This is a genomic window from Nocardia sp. NPDC006982 (assembly GCF_042869435.1).
In the GTDB taxonomy this organism is placed as follows: domain Bacteria; phylum Actinomycetota; class Actinomycetes; order Mycobacteriales; family Mycobacteriaceae; genus Nocardia.
On the sequence record NZ_JBIAFV010000017.1, the window covers coordinates 94,616 to 109,890 of the forward strand.

At 66.2% G+C, this 15,275-nt stretch carries 13 protein-coding genes; 4 read left to right on the top strand and 9 right to left on the bottom strand.

What is annotated here, in order from left to right:
• Window positions 1–125 precede the first annotated feature (125 nt).
• From ACFYOW_RS40495 to ACFYOW_RS40520, 6 genes are all read right to left on the bottom strand, one after another.
• Window positions 126–1,115, bottom strand: coding sequence for a pyridoxal-phosphate dependent enzyme (locus tag ACFYOW_RS40495; RefSeq protein ID WP_387295816.1), 990 nt, complete (start codon window positions 1,113–1,115; stop codon window positions 126–128).
• Window positions 1,116–1,316: 201 nt separating this feature from the next.
• A complete protein-coding gene (locus ACFYOW_RS40500) occupies window positions 1,317–1,955 on the bottom strand; it encodes a hemerythrin domain-containing protein (RefSeq protein WP_387295818.1) in 639 nt (212 codons plus the stop codon).
• A 52-nt stretch (window positions 1,956–2,007) separates the two neighbouring features.
• Window positions 2,008–2,499: a DoxX family protein gene (locus ACFYOW_RS40505; protein ID WP_364480132.1), complete on the bottom strand. Its 492-nt coding sequence runs from the start codon at window positions 2,497–2,499 to the stop codon at window positions 2,008–2,010.
• A gap of 14 nt (window positions 2,500–2,513) precedes the next feature.
• Window positions 2,514–2,975 carry a carboxymuconolactone decarboxylase family protein gene (locus ACFYOW_RS40510; protein ID WP_387295820.1) on the bottom strand — a complete coding sequence of 154 codons (462 nt, stop codon included), beginning with the start codon at window positions 2,973–2,975 and terminating at the stop codon, window positions 2,514–2,516.
• A 36-nt stretch (window positions 2,976–3,011) separates the two neighbouring features.
• Window positions 3,012–3,797: an SDR family oxidoreductase gene (locus ACFYOW_RS40515; RefSeq protein WP_387295822.1), complete on the bottom strand. Its 786-nt coding sequence runs from the start codon at window positions 3,795–3,797 to the stop codon at window positions 3,012–3,014.
• Complete coding sequence (locus ACFYOW_RS40520; protein ID WP_387295823.1) at window positions 3,794–4,360, bottom strand: carboxymuconolactone decarboxylase family protein; 567 nt, start codon at window positions 4,358–4,360, stop codon at window positions 3,794–3,796. Before ACFYOW_RS40520 ends, ACFYOW_RS40515 begins: the two co-directional genes overlap by 4 nt.
• Before the next feature lie 99 nt (window positions 4,361–4,459).
• On the opposite strand from ACFYOW_RS40520, the gene ACFYOW_RS40525 reads away from it, so the two are divergent.
• Window positions 4,460–7,330: a BTAD domain-containing putative transcriptional regulator gene (locus ACFYOW_RS40525; RefSeq protein WP_387295825.1), complete on the top strand. Its 2,871-nt coding sequence runs from the start codon at window positions 4,460–4,462 to the stop codon at window positions 7,328–7,330.
• Window positions 7,331–7,500: 170 nt separating this feature from the next.
• Here ACFYOW_RS40525 and ACFYOW_RS40530 read toward each other — a convergent pair whose 3' ends face one another.
• Window positions 7,501–8,430, bottom strand: a complete 930-nt coding sequence (locus tag ACFYOW_RS40530) for an NADP-dependent oxidoreductase (RefSeq protein ID WP_387295827.1) — start codon at window positions 8,428–8,430, stop codon at window positions 7,501–7,503.
• A gap of 111 nt (window positions 8,431–8,541) precedes the next feature.
• Between ACFYOW_RS40530 and ACFYOW_RS40535 the strand changes: the two genes are divergently transcribed.
• Together ACFYOW_RS40535 and ACFYOW_RS40540 are read left to right on the top strand one after the other, a co-directional pair.
• Complete coding sequence (locus ACFYOW_RS40535) at window positions 8,542–8,943, top strand: winged helix-turn-helix transcriptional regulator (protein WP_387295829.1); 402 nt, start codon at window positions 8,542–8,544, stop codon at window positions 8,941–8,943.
• Window positions 8,930–9,169, top strand: coding sequence for a hypothetical protein (locus ACFYOW_RS40540; protein WP_364480146.1), 240 nt, complete (start codon window positions 8,930–8,932; stop codon window positions 9,167–9,169). The genes ACFYOW_RS40535 and ACFYOW_RS40540 overlap by 14 nt, the downstream gene beginning before the upstream one ends.
• Before the next feature lie 277 nt (window positions 9,170–9,446).
• Here the strand turns inward: ACFYOW_RS40540 and ACFYOW_RS40545 are convergent, their stop codons facing one another.
• The gene (locus ACFYOW_RS40545; protein ID WP_387295831.1) at window positions 9,447–12,815 is read right to left on the bottom strand and encodes an arabinosyltransferase domain-containing protein; all 3,369 of its coding nucleotides are present in this window, start codon (window positions 12,813–12,815) and stop codon (window positions 9,447–9,449) included.
• A gap of 340 nt (window positions 12,816–13,155) precedes the next feature.
• Between ACFYOW_RS40545 and ACFYOW_RS40550 the strand changes: the two genes are divergently transcribed.
• Window positions 13,156–13,653, top strand: coding sequence for a peptidylprolyl isomerase (locus tag ACFYOW_RS40550; protein ID WP_387295833.1), 498 nt, complete (start codon window positions 13,156–13,158; stop codon window positions 13,651–13,653).
• Window positions 13,654–13,712: 59 nt separating this feature from the next.
• On the opposite strand, the gene ACFYOW_RS40555 is transcribed toward ACFYOW_RS40550, so the two are convergent.
• Window positions 13,713–15,257: an acyl-CoA carboxylase subunit beta gene (locus ACFYOW_RS40555; protein ID WP_387295835.1), complete on the bottom strand. Its 1,545-nt coding sequence runs from the start codon at window positions 15,255–15,257 to the stop codon at window positions 13,713–13,715.
• Between the last annotated feature and the right edge of the window lie 18 nt (window positions 15,258–15,275).

Here is a 15,275-nt window from a genome sequence, read left to right on the forward strand (position 1 = left end):
TCGTCGGCATCACTGTCGGCGAAGTGGGATATGGAACCGGTTCACATCTCCAGCTTTCCACAGCGCGTTCGCCGAGACACGGAGGCGGGCGCTCGGACCGCGGGCCGGAGCCCGCGACGGATCGCTCAGTCGACGAGGTCGCTGGGATCGGTATTGGCTCCACACAGCACGACACCGATTCGTTCACCGTCGCGTGGCTGGTATGCCTGGGTTGCCAGCGCCGCCAAGCCAGTCGCCGAGCCGTGTTCGACGACGAGTCGATGCCGCTCCCACAGCTGCCGCCGCGCCCGTACGATCGCTTCGTCGTCGACGACCACCGAACGCACGTCTGTGGCCTTGGCCCAGGCCAGCGCGGCAGCGGAAACCCTTGGCGCGCCGAGAGAATCGGCCGCGATGGAATCCACGTCCACGTCGAGCACCGTGCCGGCAGCCAATGCGGCATTGAGCGCCCGGCTGCCATCGGGTTCCGTGCCGACCACTCGAATGCCGAAATGGTCGGCGACCGCGGCGATTCCGGAGAGCATGCCGCCCGCGCCAACCGCGAGGACGATTGTGTCCAACCCAGCTACCGCGTCAACGAATTCGAGCAGGATGGTGCCCGCGCCAGCCGAGGTTAGGTTGTCGTCGTAGGTGTAGGCGTCGATCGCGCCGGTGCTCACCATAAACTCGTGGGCGGATTCCCTTGCGTGGTCCTGCGTTTCGCCTGACAATCGAACCTCAGCGCCCAACGCACGCAGCCGTGCTACCTTGGCCCGAAGCGTTGAACCGGCCAGGAACACCGTCGCCCGAACGTCGAACACCCTTGCCGCCCAAGCGAATCCGATATCGGCATTCGCGCCGGTAGCGGACACGATACCGGCATCAGGCATGGTCCCGGTTTCGATCAGTCCCGCCATAAGGTTGGCCGCGCCGCGAGCCTTGAAAGACCCAGTGTGCTGCAGGAACTCGAGTCCCAGGAAAATTTCGGCGCCGCCCGTCTGGGTCGACATTCGGAGGGAGCCGGCTGCCTGCTCGTCATCCGATTGCCTGCCCATCGGCACGACGGTCAAGGGCCGGACTACACCGGCAATACGTTCGGCGGCCGCCTCGACGTCGCAATAGGTAGGAGTGCGCATCCGACGGTTCTCCTCATCGATCACAGGTTTCCGTCGACGCCGCCAGGTCCGGAAAGACCCGGCATGCTCGCACATGCCCTCATCTCAATACCGTCCGGTACTTTAATCGCAGGTTGCCGAGTCGGCACTGTGAGCCTCGAACCGCCGACGCGCACACCGCCCTCGGCCTGATTGCCCGGCTCCGAGGGCGGCTTGCGGCCTTCACGAAGTCGCCGTGCCCGTACTCCACCGGTCGAGCACGGCATACGCGGGCTGCCACTGATCGCGGTACGCGGCACGCACCGGCTCCGGCAGCGGGGCGAGCAGCACTTGAACCGTCTGCTCGTCGGCACCGTCCAGCAGCCACGGAATCAGTTGCGGAGCAGCGGGACCGATGCGACTGCCGTGCAACTGACCGAACGCTTGCCACTGCTCCGGTGTCACGACCGCCTGAACCAGCGGCAATGCCTCGCCCTCCTCGTGCTTCAGGTGCCCGGTCAACCCGGTCGCCAAGGCATCGAGCAGACCGCCGAGGCGTTCCGGGCCGCTGTCGGGATCGGCGAAGGTCGCGTCGATCTGCTCGAGCAGCGGATCGATGACGGCGTGCTCGGCCTCCATGGCGTCCAGTAGTGCCAACTCGTCGGGTCGCTCGGCGAGCGTCTGCCGCATCACCGGCCACAGCGCGTCATCCTCGGCGGTGTGGTGCACCAGAAGTGATTTGGTGAACATCTGCCAACCAGCAGCGGTAGCGAGGATCTTGCGCGGATCGTCGTCGATCCGATCGGCGATTTCGGCGATGTATTCGAGTTCGCGCCGCAGCGCGTGGTGCATGGCGTACATCGTCGTCATGTCGAGGGTCACGGGTTTCTCCTGATGGAACGGTATGGATCGGTTGCGCCAACGGGGTCGGCACTCACGGACGCGCCGCTTCCGGCGGCGGTGCGGAGAGCAGGGCGTGCAAGATGCCCCGCCCGATCCGCAAGGTCGCCCCGATCGGGTCGGGACTCGGATCGCGGCGCGCCGTCGGCCGCAGCGCCCATGAAGCGGCCGCGAACCCGGCGAGAACCGTTGCGGGCATGGCGAACTTGCGTGGATTGCCATTCGCCAGGTGCGAGGCCGCGCCGCCTAGATAGACGGCAAGGGATCCGGCGTAGGCCCACTCCTTGAGCCGCGGCATTCCCGGGGCCAGCAGCACTGCGGCCATGGGCAGTTTGCAGATGCCTTGAATCGTCAGGAAATACCTGGGGTAGCCCAACTGATCGAAGGTTTCGACCGCGAACGGCTCCCGGGTCAGGTCCCACATGCCGCCTTTGACCATCTCGGCGGCGACCGGCAGCGTCGTCACCCAGTACGCGGCGGTCCGGATCCGGGAAAGTGCCTCTGATCTCGAGTTCGGTGAAGTCATCGTAATATTCCCGCTCAGGCCCAGCTGGCGCCCGCGGGCTCCTTGATGCTCGTGTTGAGGCGATTGAAGAAGTTGGTCAGCGCAATCATGAGAATGACTGCGGAGAGCTGGTTTTCGTCGTAGTGATCGGCGATCTCGTCCCACACGGCGTCCGGCACGGCATCCTCGGACTTGTCGGCGATCCGGGTGGCGACCTCCGCCAGCAGCAGCGCCGCGCGCTCGTCCGCACTGAACTCAGCGGATTCTCGCCACGCCGCGACGGCGAACAGCTTCTCATCGCCGACCCCCGCCTTACGACCGCCCGCCAGGTGTGAGTGCACACAGGCGCTGCACCCGTTGATCTGGCTGACCCGCAGTGCAACCAATTCCAGCATTTCGGCGGAAACTCCGCCCTGATAAGTGGCCTTGTAGAGGGTGTTGATTCCCTTCATCGCGTCAGGCAGGACCATGGCGGGGTTCTTCATGCGAGCGTTCATGTCAGGTGTTCCTCTCGGAGAGTTGATAATTCGAAATCAGTGGTGGATGCGGGCCCGCTGGTCGAGCCAGTCGGTGAAGCTCGGACCGGACAGGACGGCATCCGGCCCGGGGAGCAGAGCGCCGCTCTCGTACAGGTCGCGGTCGGGGTTGGCCGGATCGCTGACCTCCTCGATCGGCCTGTCGTCCCGGCGTCGCGCGTTCACGAGCCGGGCCATCTCGGCCAGGTTTTCGGCGCGCGGTCCGGCAATCTCCGGGAACGGGCCTCCTCGGTGCGCCGACCACGCGCCGGTCGCGAATTCGGCCAGCTGTTCGGCGACCGCGCGTGCGGAGACCAGTTGGGTGCGCATCTTCGGGATGTAGATCACCGAACCTTGTGCGCCCCACTGCATCATGTGTTCGACGAGCTCGTGGAACTGCGCGGCCCGCAGAATTCGCGTCGGCACCGGGCCCGCCAGCAGTGCCTGCTCGTGCACCAGCTTCGCGGCGTTGTATCCAGCGGTGGAGCCGTCGATGCCGATGATGGACACGGCCACGATCCGCCGCACTCCGGCCGCCTGCGCGGCCGCGTGCAGGTTGCGGGCCGAGGCGGTGAAGAAGTCGGTAGCTGCCTGCTGTTCGAAGGACGGCGTGCTCGACGCGTCGATCACTGCGGTCACGCCGTGGAACGCTTCGGCGAGTCCGGCACCGGTGACCACATCCACTCCGGTCGACCGCGACATCGCCACGACCTTGTGCCCCGCCTCGGTGAGCACGTCTACGATGTGACGGCCGAGCCGTCCGGTGGCGCCCGCTACCGCGATCGTGCTGTCTTGCATAGTCATTCCGCTTCCTTTGTGTCGTGGGCGTGGTCCGTATGCCGGACCAACGGCCAGTCGATCTCCACTCGTCCGGCCAGGACGAGGTAGTTGTCGAAGATCGCCAGCGCCACGTGAGCGATGACGTCGACGAGTTCGGTAGGCGCCAGTTCCGCCTGGGCTGTGGAGAGTTCGTCGTCGGTGATTGCGCCGCGGCGGCGGATCAGTGCCGCCGCAAAGGCCAGGATCGCCGCGTATTTCGGATCGTCGGCCGCGCCGAATCGGGCGTCGCTGAGCTCGTCCTCGGTCATCCCCGCGAGGCGGCTGCCGAGGAAGCTGTGCGCCGAAAGGCAGTAGTCACAGCCGTGCTCCTGGGCGACCAGCAGCCCGACAGCGGAACGTGCGAACGCCGGCATCTCGCTGCCGCCCAGCGCTTCGGTGAGGGCGACATACCCCCGCAGGGCGGCAGGGCTTTGCGCCATCACCTTGACGTTGTTCGGTGTGACGCCGAACAGCTGCTGGCTGACAGTGAAAAGCTGTCCAGCAGCGTCACCCGCGTTCTCCGGGTCTATAGGGGGCATTTGCGGCATGGGAACAGCGTGTTGCGGCCCGTTGATACTTTTGCGATGCCTTCACGATGGGTGTTGTATGGAGCCGAGATGGGTGTGCGTTTTACGGTCCTCGGACCAATGAAAATCGTGGTTGACGGCCGCGAGTCGGCCGCGGCGCCGAGACATCGGGCAGTGTTCGCCTATCTCCTGGTCAATGTCGGAAGAGTGTGCAGCGCAGACCGAATCATCGAGGCCATGTGGGGCACGGATCCCCCGGACACTGCGCGCTCGCAGATCCACGCCGCGGTGACGGCGATCCGCAAGGTGTTGCGCGAAGCGGACGCGGCGCAGGTACTGCAGACCAGATCCGCCGGATACGTTGCGCTGCCAGAGCCGGGGCAATTCGATCTCGAGGAATTCACCAGCCGGGTCGGTGCCGGCCGATCGCTGGCCGCTTCCGACCCCGAGGCCGCGGTGGCGGAACTGCGTGCGGCGCTGGCGCTGTGGCACGGCGAGGCGCTCGCCGATCTGAACGCCGACTACGTCGTGCCCGCGCGGCGCCGCCTGCAGGAGAAGCAGTTGGCGGCGTTCGAGCAGTTGACCGAGGTGGAACTCGGGCTCGGCAGGCACGAGGCGGTGCTCGAAGAGTTGGCAGCGATGGTGACCGCAAACCCGCTGCGGGAGAAGCTGGCCGGTCAACTGATACTTGCACTGCATCGAGCGGGACGACAGGTCGATGCGCTCGCCGCCGCACGATCGTTCCGGACGGCACTCGCACAGGCGCAGGGTCTGGATCCGGGACGCGCATTCGTCGCGCTGGAGCAGGCGGTATTGCGGGACGACGGCGAACCGGCCACTCGCGTAACGGCACCGGCCGCACGCACCGAACCCGTGCCACGTTGTGCGAACTTCTTGCCGTACGACATACCGGATTTCGCGGGCCGAAGCGCCGAACTCGAACATCTCCTCGCACCACTCACCGGCACCGCGGCGACCATCTCCACGATCGACGGCATGGCGGGCATCGGCAAGACCGCGCTTGCCGTACACACCGCGCACCGAGTAGCCGACCGATTCCCCGACGGTCAGCTGTTCATCGACCTCCAAGCGCACACGATCGACCGGCAACCGGTCGCGACGGATGCAGCGCTGGAAATCCTGTTGCGCCAGATCGGAATTCCCGCCGAACGCATTCCGCAGACCACCGCCGATCGCGGCGCGCTGTGGCGGTCGGAACTGGCCGGGCGGCGAGTGGTCGCGGTGCTGGACAACGCTGTGGATGCCGATCAAGTCCGGCCACTGCTGCCCGGCGGGACGGACAGTCTCATCCTGATAACCAGCAGGCGGCGGCTGGTCGACCTGGATGGTGCTCGGGCATTGTCGGTCGATCCACTGCCTGCACGCGATGCTGTCGACCTCTTCGACCAGATCGTCGGCGACCGCGCCACCGCCGAACCGCTCGCGGTGCTGGACGTACTGCACCTGTGCGGGTTCCTGCCATTGGCCGTGCGGATCGCCGCCGCTCGACTACTGCACCGCCCACAGTGGACCGTCGGCTATCTGGCGGGGCGGCTGCGTGGGGAGCGGCGCAGGCTCGCCGAATTGTCCACGGCCGAACGGGGTGTCGTTGCCGCGTTCAACCTCTCCTATCGGCAGCTTCGCGCGGACGGGCAGCGGATGTTCCGGCTGCTCGGCCTGCACCCCGGGCGGGATATCGATCCAGGCGCCGCGGCGGCGCTGGCCGATATCTCGGTGGACGATGCCGAAATGCTGTTGGAAGACCTCCTCGACGTTCATGTGATAGCTCAATACGAGCCCGGCCGCTACACCTTTCACGACCTGCTGCGCGAGCATGCCCGCGCCATGGTGTCGGTGGACGAATCCGACGACGCCCGAAGCGCCGCGCTGTCACGCCTTTTCGACCACTACGTGCACACCGCGCGGGCAGCGGTGGATCTGCTGTTCCCCTACAGCGCCGATCACCGCCAACCGCTGCCGCCCTCCGCGGCCCGGGTGACGGCGCTGGACGACGCTGTGGACGCGGCCGAGTGGCTCGATGCTGAACGCGAAAACCTCATCACGACTGCGGCTTACGCGTCCAACCACGGTAGGCCCGCGCACGCCAGAGACACGGCGGAAACCCTGCGTCCCTATCTCGACGGCAACTCCCGCCACTCCGACGCCGCACGCTTGCACCAGGTGGCACTGCTGGCGAGCAGACAGCTGGCCGACTCGATCGGCGAGGCCAGAGCGTTGACCGACCTGGGCTGGGCATGCTGGCGACAAGGTGATTACGAGTGGGCGACCACGCATTCGCAGGCGGCACTGCGGATTGCCCGCGCGTCCGAAGATCGCTATCAAGAGGCCAGAGCGCTGAACACGCTCGGCAATGTGGCGTGGCGTAAACGGGACTACGACGAGGCCAGACGATACCTGCGCGAGGCGCTCGATCTCGCCAATCTTCTGGGCAACCGAGTCGGCGAGGCGCACGTGCTCGGCAACCTCGGCATGCTGCTCGGCGCCGACAACAACCAGTACCGCGACGCCCGCGAACATCTCGACCGCGCGCTGGCACTGCACCGCGAGGTGGGCAATCAGCGCGGCGAGGCGTTGGTGCTGAACTATCTGGGATCGCTGTGCCGCCGCAACGACCTGCTGGACGAGGCCACAGACAACCACTCCCGGGCCCGTGACCTGTATCGGATGCTGGGCAGTCGTGGCGATGAAGCGGCCGCGCTCAACGGCCTCGGTGAGACAGCCTGCACCGCAGGCGATCCTGGCCCAGCCGCCGAAAAGCACAGCACCGCACTGGTGTTGGCCGACGAGGCATTGAACCTACCCGAGCGAGCGCGCGCCAACGACGGGCTGGCTCGCGCGTACCGAGATCTCGGCGACGTCGGTCGTGCGCGCGAATATGCCGGTATCGCGATGAGCCTGTATGCGGATCTCGGCGTCCCGGAGGCCGACGATATGCGCGCTTTCCTGGATATGCTCGCAGACTCCGATTAGCCCCAATCTCCACGACGGTCAGAGTCGGCCGGGGTGTTGTATCGGCGAAATGTGACATCACGATCCGGCTTGTCTGCGTTGACGGGTCGGCCACGACGCGCACGCTGCGCTCGGACTCCGGCGCGCCGAGCTTGCGGCGACCGTTGTCGACCTCCACGCCTTTTCGGGGGCTAGGGGACGAGGACGAGGCGGCCGCGGAGGCCACCTGCCGAGAGGCGCTGGTGGGCGGCGGCCACCGCATTCAAGGGGTAGGTTTCGGCCACGCGGAGGGTGAGGTGGCCTTTGTCGACCAGGGCGACGAGTTCGTCGAGTTGGGTTCGGTCGGCGTGGACCAGCACGGTGGTTACCTCGGTGCCGCGCAAGGGGATCGGGGTGGCGGGGACACTGATGGAGACGAAGCGGCCGCGGGCGCGGACGGCGGCGAGGGTTTCGGGCCCGAGGGCCGCGGCGTCGAGGGCCGCAGTTACGCCGCCGGGGACGAGGGCTCGGACGGCATCCGGGAGGTTCGCTCCGCTGGGGATGAAGTCGGTAGCGCCAAGGGAGCGGACGGTGGGTTCGTCGGCAGCGGAAGCGGAGGCGATTACTCGGATGCCTTGGGCGGCGGCGAGTTCGACGGCGAAGCCGCCTACCGCGCCTGCCGCGCCGGTGATGAGGAGGGAATCGACGGCGGTCAGCTCGAGGGCGGCCAGGGCCTGGAGGGCGGTGAGCCCGTTGAGCGGAATGGTGGCCGCCGCCGTCGCCGGTACGGAAGTCGGTGCGGGGGCTACATTTTGGGCTTCTAGCACGACATAGTCGGCTTGCGCGGCCAACGAGACATCGAGACGGTCGCTGATACCGATCACCGCCTGCCCCACCGCGAAATCGGCATCGCCACCGACGGCGTCGATGACGCCTGCGACATCCCAGCCGATCCCCCACTGGTCGCGCGGGGCGGCGAACGGGGTCCCGCCGACGCCGTTGCGGACCATGAGATCCACCGGATTGACCGTTGCCGCAGTGACTTTCACCCGAACCGCACCGGGCCCGGGCTCGGGCGTCGGCACCTCGATGATTTCCACGACGGCCTTCGGACCGGGGTGGCGGACTACTACCGCACGCATGACGCTTCCTATCGCTTGTCGAGATACGAATTCGTCGACAAACCTAGGGTCAGCTACTATCTATTGGATAGTAGTTACCCAGAAGTACGTAACAATCGACCGGGGAAGCAGATGGCGACAACAACCGCGGCGCAACGCCGTGACCTGGCAAAGCAGCAATACGATGCCTACATTGCCGAATGCCCCACCCGCCAACTGCTGGACCGGATCAGCGACAAATGGGTCAGCCTGATACTCAACGCCCTCGCGGACGGCCCGCTGCGCTACGCCGAGATCAACCGCATCATCTCCGGCGTCAGCCCCAAAATGCTCACCCAAACCCTGCGCACTCTGGAACGCGACGGCCTACTCGAACGCCGGATCACCGCCGAGGTGCCGGTTCGCGTCGACTACGAACTCACCGCGCTCGGTCACAGCCTGCAGCCTGTGATGCACGCCATAAAAACCTGGGCCGAAGATCGCATGGACGAAGTGTCCGCGGCACGCGCACGTTACGACGGTGAACCAGCGTGACCATGTCGTAAAAGTTGGCCACGAATGCCTTCCCAGCGGTGAAGCTGGCTTTAACCTTTTATTCATGACCGCGGCCTTCGATGATATGGATCTGCGCGACCTCGTCGGACTGCTTACCGAAGATGAACTACGGGAGCTTCGACCGGCGGTGCTGCGTGTGTTATCCCGCCAAACCCCGCAAGAGCTACTCCGTCGCGAACTCGGCCTGCGCATGGCAAAAGTCTGAGCCCGCCGTTCATCGACCACCCGACCACCCGGCCGTCGCAATGGCGCGAATCGCCAACGCGGCGGCCTTTCGCTGTCGAGGATACGTAAGCACAGGCCACACGCGTGTTCGGCACCACACCGCGCTTTCGTCTGCATGGGCTCACGAATAGGCAGTTGAGTTCCGCGTGGCGAAGAGCGCCGCTCGATGACAAACATTCCGTGCGGTCGCATTTAGATATAGGACAGGCCCGCCGAATCGGTGGAGTTCCGATTCGACGGGCCGGTATAGCTAGGAGTTAGAACACGCGCAGTTGCCCGGGCGACCAGAGTCCCGATCGGCTGGCCGTACCCGTATCCAACTTGGCCGGAACCGCATTCGGGTAGTACTGGTCGTACCGCTCCAGCGAACCCCAGTCCCGCGCCCAGTCGTTCTTCAGATACGTCGGAACGGTGCTCGACTTCGCCAGCATCTGACTGAAGCCGAGGAGCCCGCCGAATTCCTCGGCCTGCCAGGTATTCGTCGAGCTGATGGCCAGCGGCCGGTCCGGCAGGATCCGGTACCCGGGCACCTCGGCCACGCCGTTCTTGTGGTCCAGCGGCCGCTGGCACGGGAACTGCAGTCCGACCGCCCAGTCCAGCAGCACCGGCTGCTCGGGGCCGATGAAGCTGTTGAGCGTGGCCAACTTCGGCATCCGCGGCGGAGTGAACGCCAGCCACTGGTCGCCGATCAGGATCGGGTCGTTGGCGACAATGCGCACCGCATCGGCATCGGGTGCGATCTCATCGAGCGGGATGCGCAGATTGCGCCACGACGGGAACGGACCGATATCGCGCGGCAGGTAGGTGCCGAGCATCTGCACGCTGCCGTCGGGCAGGTGCTTGCCGTAGTCGACGGTCAGCGACTGGCCGTACCTGGTGTCGCCGGTGTCGTCGACGGACAGGATGCGACCCGCGGCCGAAATGACCACCAGCGGACGATCACCCGAGCGCGGCGCCAGCTGGTACCAGCTGGAGACCAGATGCGCGGGCTGCTGCACGCCCTGCTGGTAGCTGCCCATTACCGGCGTGGTGGCCGGATCGAGGCCGAAGGGCAGGGTGGCCCGGCTGCCGTTGACACCGGTCGCGCCGAAACCGCCATCGGTGCCCGCGTTCTGACCATCCGCACCGACCGGGCCGACCGACTGGGTGGAGGTATTGCCGGTGCCCGGCTTCACCTCGATAGTGTCGGCGCTGAGCTTCTCGGGCACACCGTTCGGATCGAAGCCGACCGGATCGGCGCCGGCCAGCGGATCACCGTTCTTCGGCGGATTCGCCGGATCGACGATCGGCGTGAGCGTGCCGTTGCCCTTGTTCACATCCGGTTCCACCAGCACGTCATTGGCGAGACCGCACGAATTGCCATGCACCGCATCGAAATTCGAGCGCGCGAGCGAATACGCCGGGTACTGCGACACCGCGCCCTTGACCAGCGAGCACACCTCGAGCAGCACCATCAGCGCGGCGACGACGGTCAGCGGGATGGCGGCGAACTTACGAATCCGCTTGCCGCGCACCGACTTCGCCGACGGCTGCGGCTTGGTGTAATCCTCGCGCAGCGCCGACCAGCCGACCAGCGCCAGCGCCAGCCCGAACAGCACCAGCATCAGGGTGTTCGACTGGTAGCCGTGCAGCGAGATCCGCTTGTCGAACCACGGCACACCGAAGCTGGACACGTACCAGTAACCGTTGATACCCGAGAAGGCGACCGCAAGCACGAACAGCAATCCGGCGAGGAAGATCGCCCGATTCTTCCTGGCCCGCAACGCACTTGCCGAAACCGCCACCGCGGTGACCGCGGCCAGTGATCCGGCGATGCCCGCGTACGCGCCGAAGTGGTGGGTCCACTTCGTCGGGTTGAACATCATGAAGAAGATGGTTCCGAAGACCACGCCCATCAGCCGCCAGGTCGGACCGCTGGCAATGCCGGGAACCTGCCTGCGCCGCAACAGCACCAACATGGTGGTGAACAGGCACAGCAGCATGATCAGGAAGGCGAAGCGGCGCGACAGCGATCCGTCGACGGTCTCCACGAACAGGTAGTAGTAGCGCAGGTAGTCCTCGTACCAGGCCAGGTTCGGGCCGGTCACCTGCCGCACCCGGTTGGCCTCCTGGATACCGGCGAAGGTCTGATCGGTGTAGACCACGATCAGCACCAGCAGACCCGCCGCGGCGATCGGCGCGAGCAGCGGCACCGTCGAACCCCACTTGCCGACACCCTGCGCCGCGAACTGCCGATGCCGCCGCACCACGATCCGCACCAGCGGCCGGATACCGGCGAGCAGCGCCGCCACACACATCAGACCGGTCGGCGCCGCCGCCAGGGTGAACGCGGCCACCAGAATCGCCACCGCGGCCGGGAGCAACCGACCCGTCGCAATGGCCCGCTCGATCGAAACCCAGGTCAGCAGCGCGCCGAGCGCGACGATCGGCTCCGAGCGCAGACCGTTGTCGAACGGCAGCCAGAACGCCAGGAAGACCAGCCCACCGGTCCACAGCGCCACCTTGCTGTTGCGCACCCCGCGCCCGAGCCGGGGCACCACCTCGCGGCTGATCACCATCCAACAGAGAATCGCGCAGAACAGCGCGGGCAACCGGACCCACGGGCTCGCGGTGGAGATCTCCGAGAAGGCCTGGATGACGTAGTAGTACCAGCCGAACGGCGCCTCCGGCACGCCGTACCAGCGGAAGTAGTTGGCCATATAGCCCGCGTGCGGCGCCACCCGCACCATGCTCAGGATGTAGCCGTCGTCGGAGGTGTTGGCGCCGACGAAATGCCACAGCAGCAGCGTGCCGACGACCGCGCCGTCCGCCCAGTTCGGCTTCAGCCAGTTGGCGGGCAGGAACCGGCGGTGCCCGCGCCCGTCACTGCCGTCGAGCCGAGCCAGTGCGCCGAGCGCGATCAGCGTGCACAGCACCGCCGCGATCATCGCGATCAACTTGACCGGGGTCGGGCTGGAGGAGAACCGGGTGTCCACCGTCATGTGGAACGAAAGGCCGGTGGGCACCGCGCCCTTCAGATCGGTGAACACGCCGACCATCTGCGGCCGCAGATCACCGTTCAGCTGCCCCTCGACCGGCACCTCGACCTTCTGCGTCGTCCCGGGCGCCGCGCCCTCGACCGGCCGCTCGATCGTCGTGGTCACACCGTCGAACGCCGCCCTGGTCCGATTGATGTCGGAGCTGATGGTGATCGACGTGCACGCGCCCAACTGCGCACGCTCGGCCGAGGCGACCACGGCATTGCGGTCGACCACATCCACCGTGGTGTCCGAAACCCGCACGAACATCGCCTCGAGCGAGGCCCGGTCGCCCTGTGGCGGCGCGGTAGCCAGCAGCATCCCGCCGTAACTCGGCAGCTGATCGATTGCCGAACACGGAATGCGCGCGTCGAGATCGATCGGCACCTGCGACATCAGCGGCGCCTGCACGCTGTTGAGGGCCCCGTCCTGCGGCCAGTTCAGCGTCGCGGTGGTCTGGCTGACCGGTAAGAACGGAGCTGCCAGCGCGAGCAGCGCGCCGAGCACGCCGGCGACCAGCGCGACGAGACGCGCGGTTCGGAAATCGCTCAGTGCGACTTCGGGCGCGGCGGGCGGTTTTGTCAAGACAGCGGTAGCGGCGTCGGGCACGGTTGGCAATGCTAGCTGTGTTGGATTTGCCGCGCCTGCGGCACGGCGTGTTCGCGGCCCCTCGTGGCTTGCGTCCGAGCGGCCGAGACTCGCGACTGCGTCGCATGCGCTTCGGCCACTCGGACGCAAGCCGGGCCGCGAACGGCGCATGCTCGATCTCGCTTCGCTCGAAAACCTGAGCTGAGCCGCGTGGTCGGCAATGCCGATATGTGCGGCCACAGCGAACTGGAGGCTGCCCAAGCGCGCAGACGGGTGCGGCTACAACGCCGGCGACCTTCATGGTCAGCAAAGTCGACCCGAACTGCTGACCGGTTGCCATAGGGATGGAAAGGTGGGCTTTATGACAAAGGTGAATCTCGAAACCAACTACGGACCGATCGTGCTGGAGCTCGACGACGCGAAGGCCCCGAACACCGTCGCGAACTTCGTGAATTACGTGAACGCCGGCCACTACAACGGCACCATCTTCCACCGCGTCATTCCGGGTTTCATGATCCAGGGCGGTGGCTTCACCCCCGAGATGCAGCAGAAGGGCACGCAGGCCCCGATTCAGAACGAAGCGAACAACGGCCTGAAGAACGACAAGTACACCGTTGCGATGGCCCGAACCAACGACCCGCATTCGGCCACCGCGCAGTTCTTCATCAATATCTCCGACAACGGCTTCCTGAACCACACCGCGCCGAACCCACAGGGCTGGGGCTACGCGGTCTTCGGCAAGGTCGCCGAGGGCTCCGAGGTGGTCGACAAGATCGCCGCGGTATCCACCGGTTCGGCGGGCATGCACCAGGACGTGCCGCAGGACGCCGTCATCATCGAGTCGGCGACCATCGCCTGACTTCCGCTGTCACGAAAAGCATCGGGCCGCATCCCTGCCGGGAATGCGGCCCGATCCCGTCAGAGCGGCAGCAGGTGGTGTTTGCGGGGGTTGCGGACGAGGGCCTTGTCACGCAGGAGGTGGAGGGCGCGACGCAGTTCCAGGCGGGTGGTCGACGGTTCGATGACGGCGTCGATATAGCCGCGCTCGGCGGCGACCCACGGGGTCGCTACGGTCGCGTTGTAGAAGTCGATCATCTGCTGGCGCACCGCCGCGCGCTGATCCTCCGGCGCCGCATCGATCTGTCTGCGGCCGATCAGGCTGACCGCGCTCTCCGCGCCCATGACCGCGATCCGCGCGGTCGGCCAGGCCAGATTCACATCCGCACCGAGCTGTTTCGAACCCATTACCGCATATCCGCCGCCATAGGACTTGCGGATAACCACGGTCACCTTCGGCACGGTGGCCTCGACGTAGGAGAACAGGAAGCGGCCGCCGCGCTTGATGACGCCGATCTTCTCCTGTTCCACACCAGGTAGGAATCCCGGTGTGTCGACAACGAATACGAGCGGAATCTCGAACGCGTCGCACATCCGCACGAAGTGCGCGGCCTTATCCGAGGCCCTGGCATCGAGCGCACCGGCGGACACCATCGGCTGATTCGCGACCACACCGACGCTGCGGCCGTCCACCCGCGCGAATCCGGTGATGATATTGCGCCCCGCCGAGGCGCCGATCTCATGGAAATCACCGTCGTCGAATATGCGCAACAGGATGTCGTGCATGTCGTACCCGGAGTTATCCGAGTCCGGGACAATCGAATTCAGTTCCAGATCCGATTCGGTGATCTCCGGCTCCAGCCCCGGATTCACGATCGGCGGCTGTTCCTGGCAGCTCGTCGGCAGGAAGCCCAGATAAGCGCGCACCCATTCGAACGCGGACTGCTCATCATCGGCGACGTGATGGATATTGCCGTACTGCGCTTGGCTATCGGCGCCGCCGAGCTCCTCGAGGCTGACGTCCTCGCCGGTGACCTCCCGGATCACGCCGGGCCCGGTGACGAACATGTAGGCCTCGTGGGTGGCCACCACCACGTCGGTATTGATCGGGGCGTACACCGCCCCGCCCGCGCACTTGCCGAGAATCATCGAAACCTGTGGCACCATGCCCGATAGCGGCTCGGCGCGGTTACCCAGCTCGGCGTACCAGGCCAGTGAGGTCACCGCCTCCTGCACCCGGGCGCCGCCGGAGTCGTTGATGCCGACCACCGGGCAGCCGACCTTGGTCGCGAACTCCAGGACAGCGGCGACCTTGCGGCCGAACATTTCCCCGACCGAACCGCCGTAGACGGTCTGGTCGTGTGAGAACACCGCCACCGGCCTGCCCTCGACCAGGCCGTGCCCGGTGACCACACCGTCGCCGTACAGTGCCGATGGATCACCCGGCTTGCGAACCAGCGCGCCGATTTCCACGAAGGTACCCGGATCGAGCAGCATATTGATCCGGTCGCGAGCGCTCGGAATTCCCTTTGCAGCCCGCTTCGCCACCCCCGCTTCGCCCGCCGGTTCCTGCGCTAATTCCAGTCTCTTTCGCAGGTCGGCAAGTTTCTCGGCAGTAGTGCTCACTTGGCCCCTCTCATCAGG

Bases quoted from the DNA above. Each gene is read 5' to 3' on its own strand.
- ACFYOW_RS40495 (WP_387295816.1), bottom strand. From the start codon at position 1,115: ATGCGCACTCCTACCTATTGCGACGTCGAGGCGGCCGCCGAACGTATT.
- ACFYOW_RS40505 (WP_364480132.1), bottom strand. From the start codon at position 2,499: ATGACTTCACCGAACTCGAGATCAGAGGCACTTTCCCGGATCCGGACC.
- ACFYOW_RS40510 (WP_387295820.1), bottom strand. From the start codon at position 2,975: ATGAACGCTCGCATGAAGAACCCCGCCATGGTCCTGCCTGACGCGATG.
- ACFYOW_RS40515 (WP_387295822.1), bottom strand. From the start codon at position 3,797: ATGACTATGCAAGACAGCACGATCGCGGTAGCGGGCGCCACCGGACGG.
- ACFYOW_RS40520 (WP_387295823.1), bottom strand. From the start codon at position 4,360: ATGCCGCAAATGCCCCCTATAGACCCGGAGAACGCGGGTGACGCTGCT.
- ACFYOW_RS40525 (WP_387295825.1), top strand. From the start codon at position 4,460: ATGAAAATCGTGGTTGACGGCCGCGAGTCGGCCGCGGCGCCGAGACAT.
- ACFYOW_RS40530 (WP_387295827.1), bottom strand. From the start codon at position 8,430: ATGCGTGCGGTAGTAGTCCGCCACCCCGGTCCGAAGGCCGTCGTGGAA.
- ACFYOW_RS40535 (WP_387295829.1), top strand. From the start codon at position 8,542: ATGGCGACAACAACCGCGGCGCAACGCCGTGACCTGGCAAAGCAGCAA.
- ACFYOW_RS40550 (WP_387295833.1), top strand. From the start codon at position 13,156: ATGACAAAGGTGAATCTCGAAACCAACTACGGACCGATCGTGCTGGAG.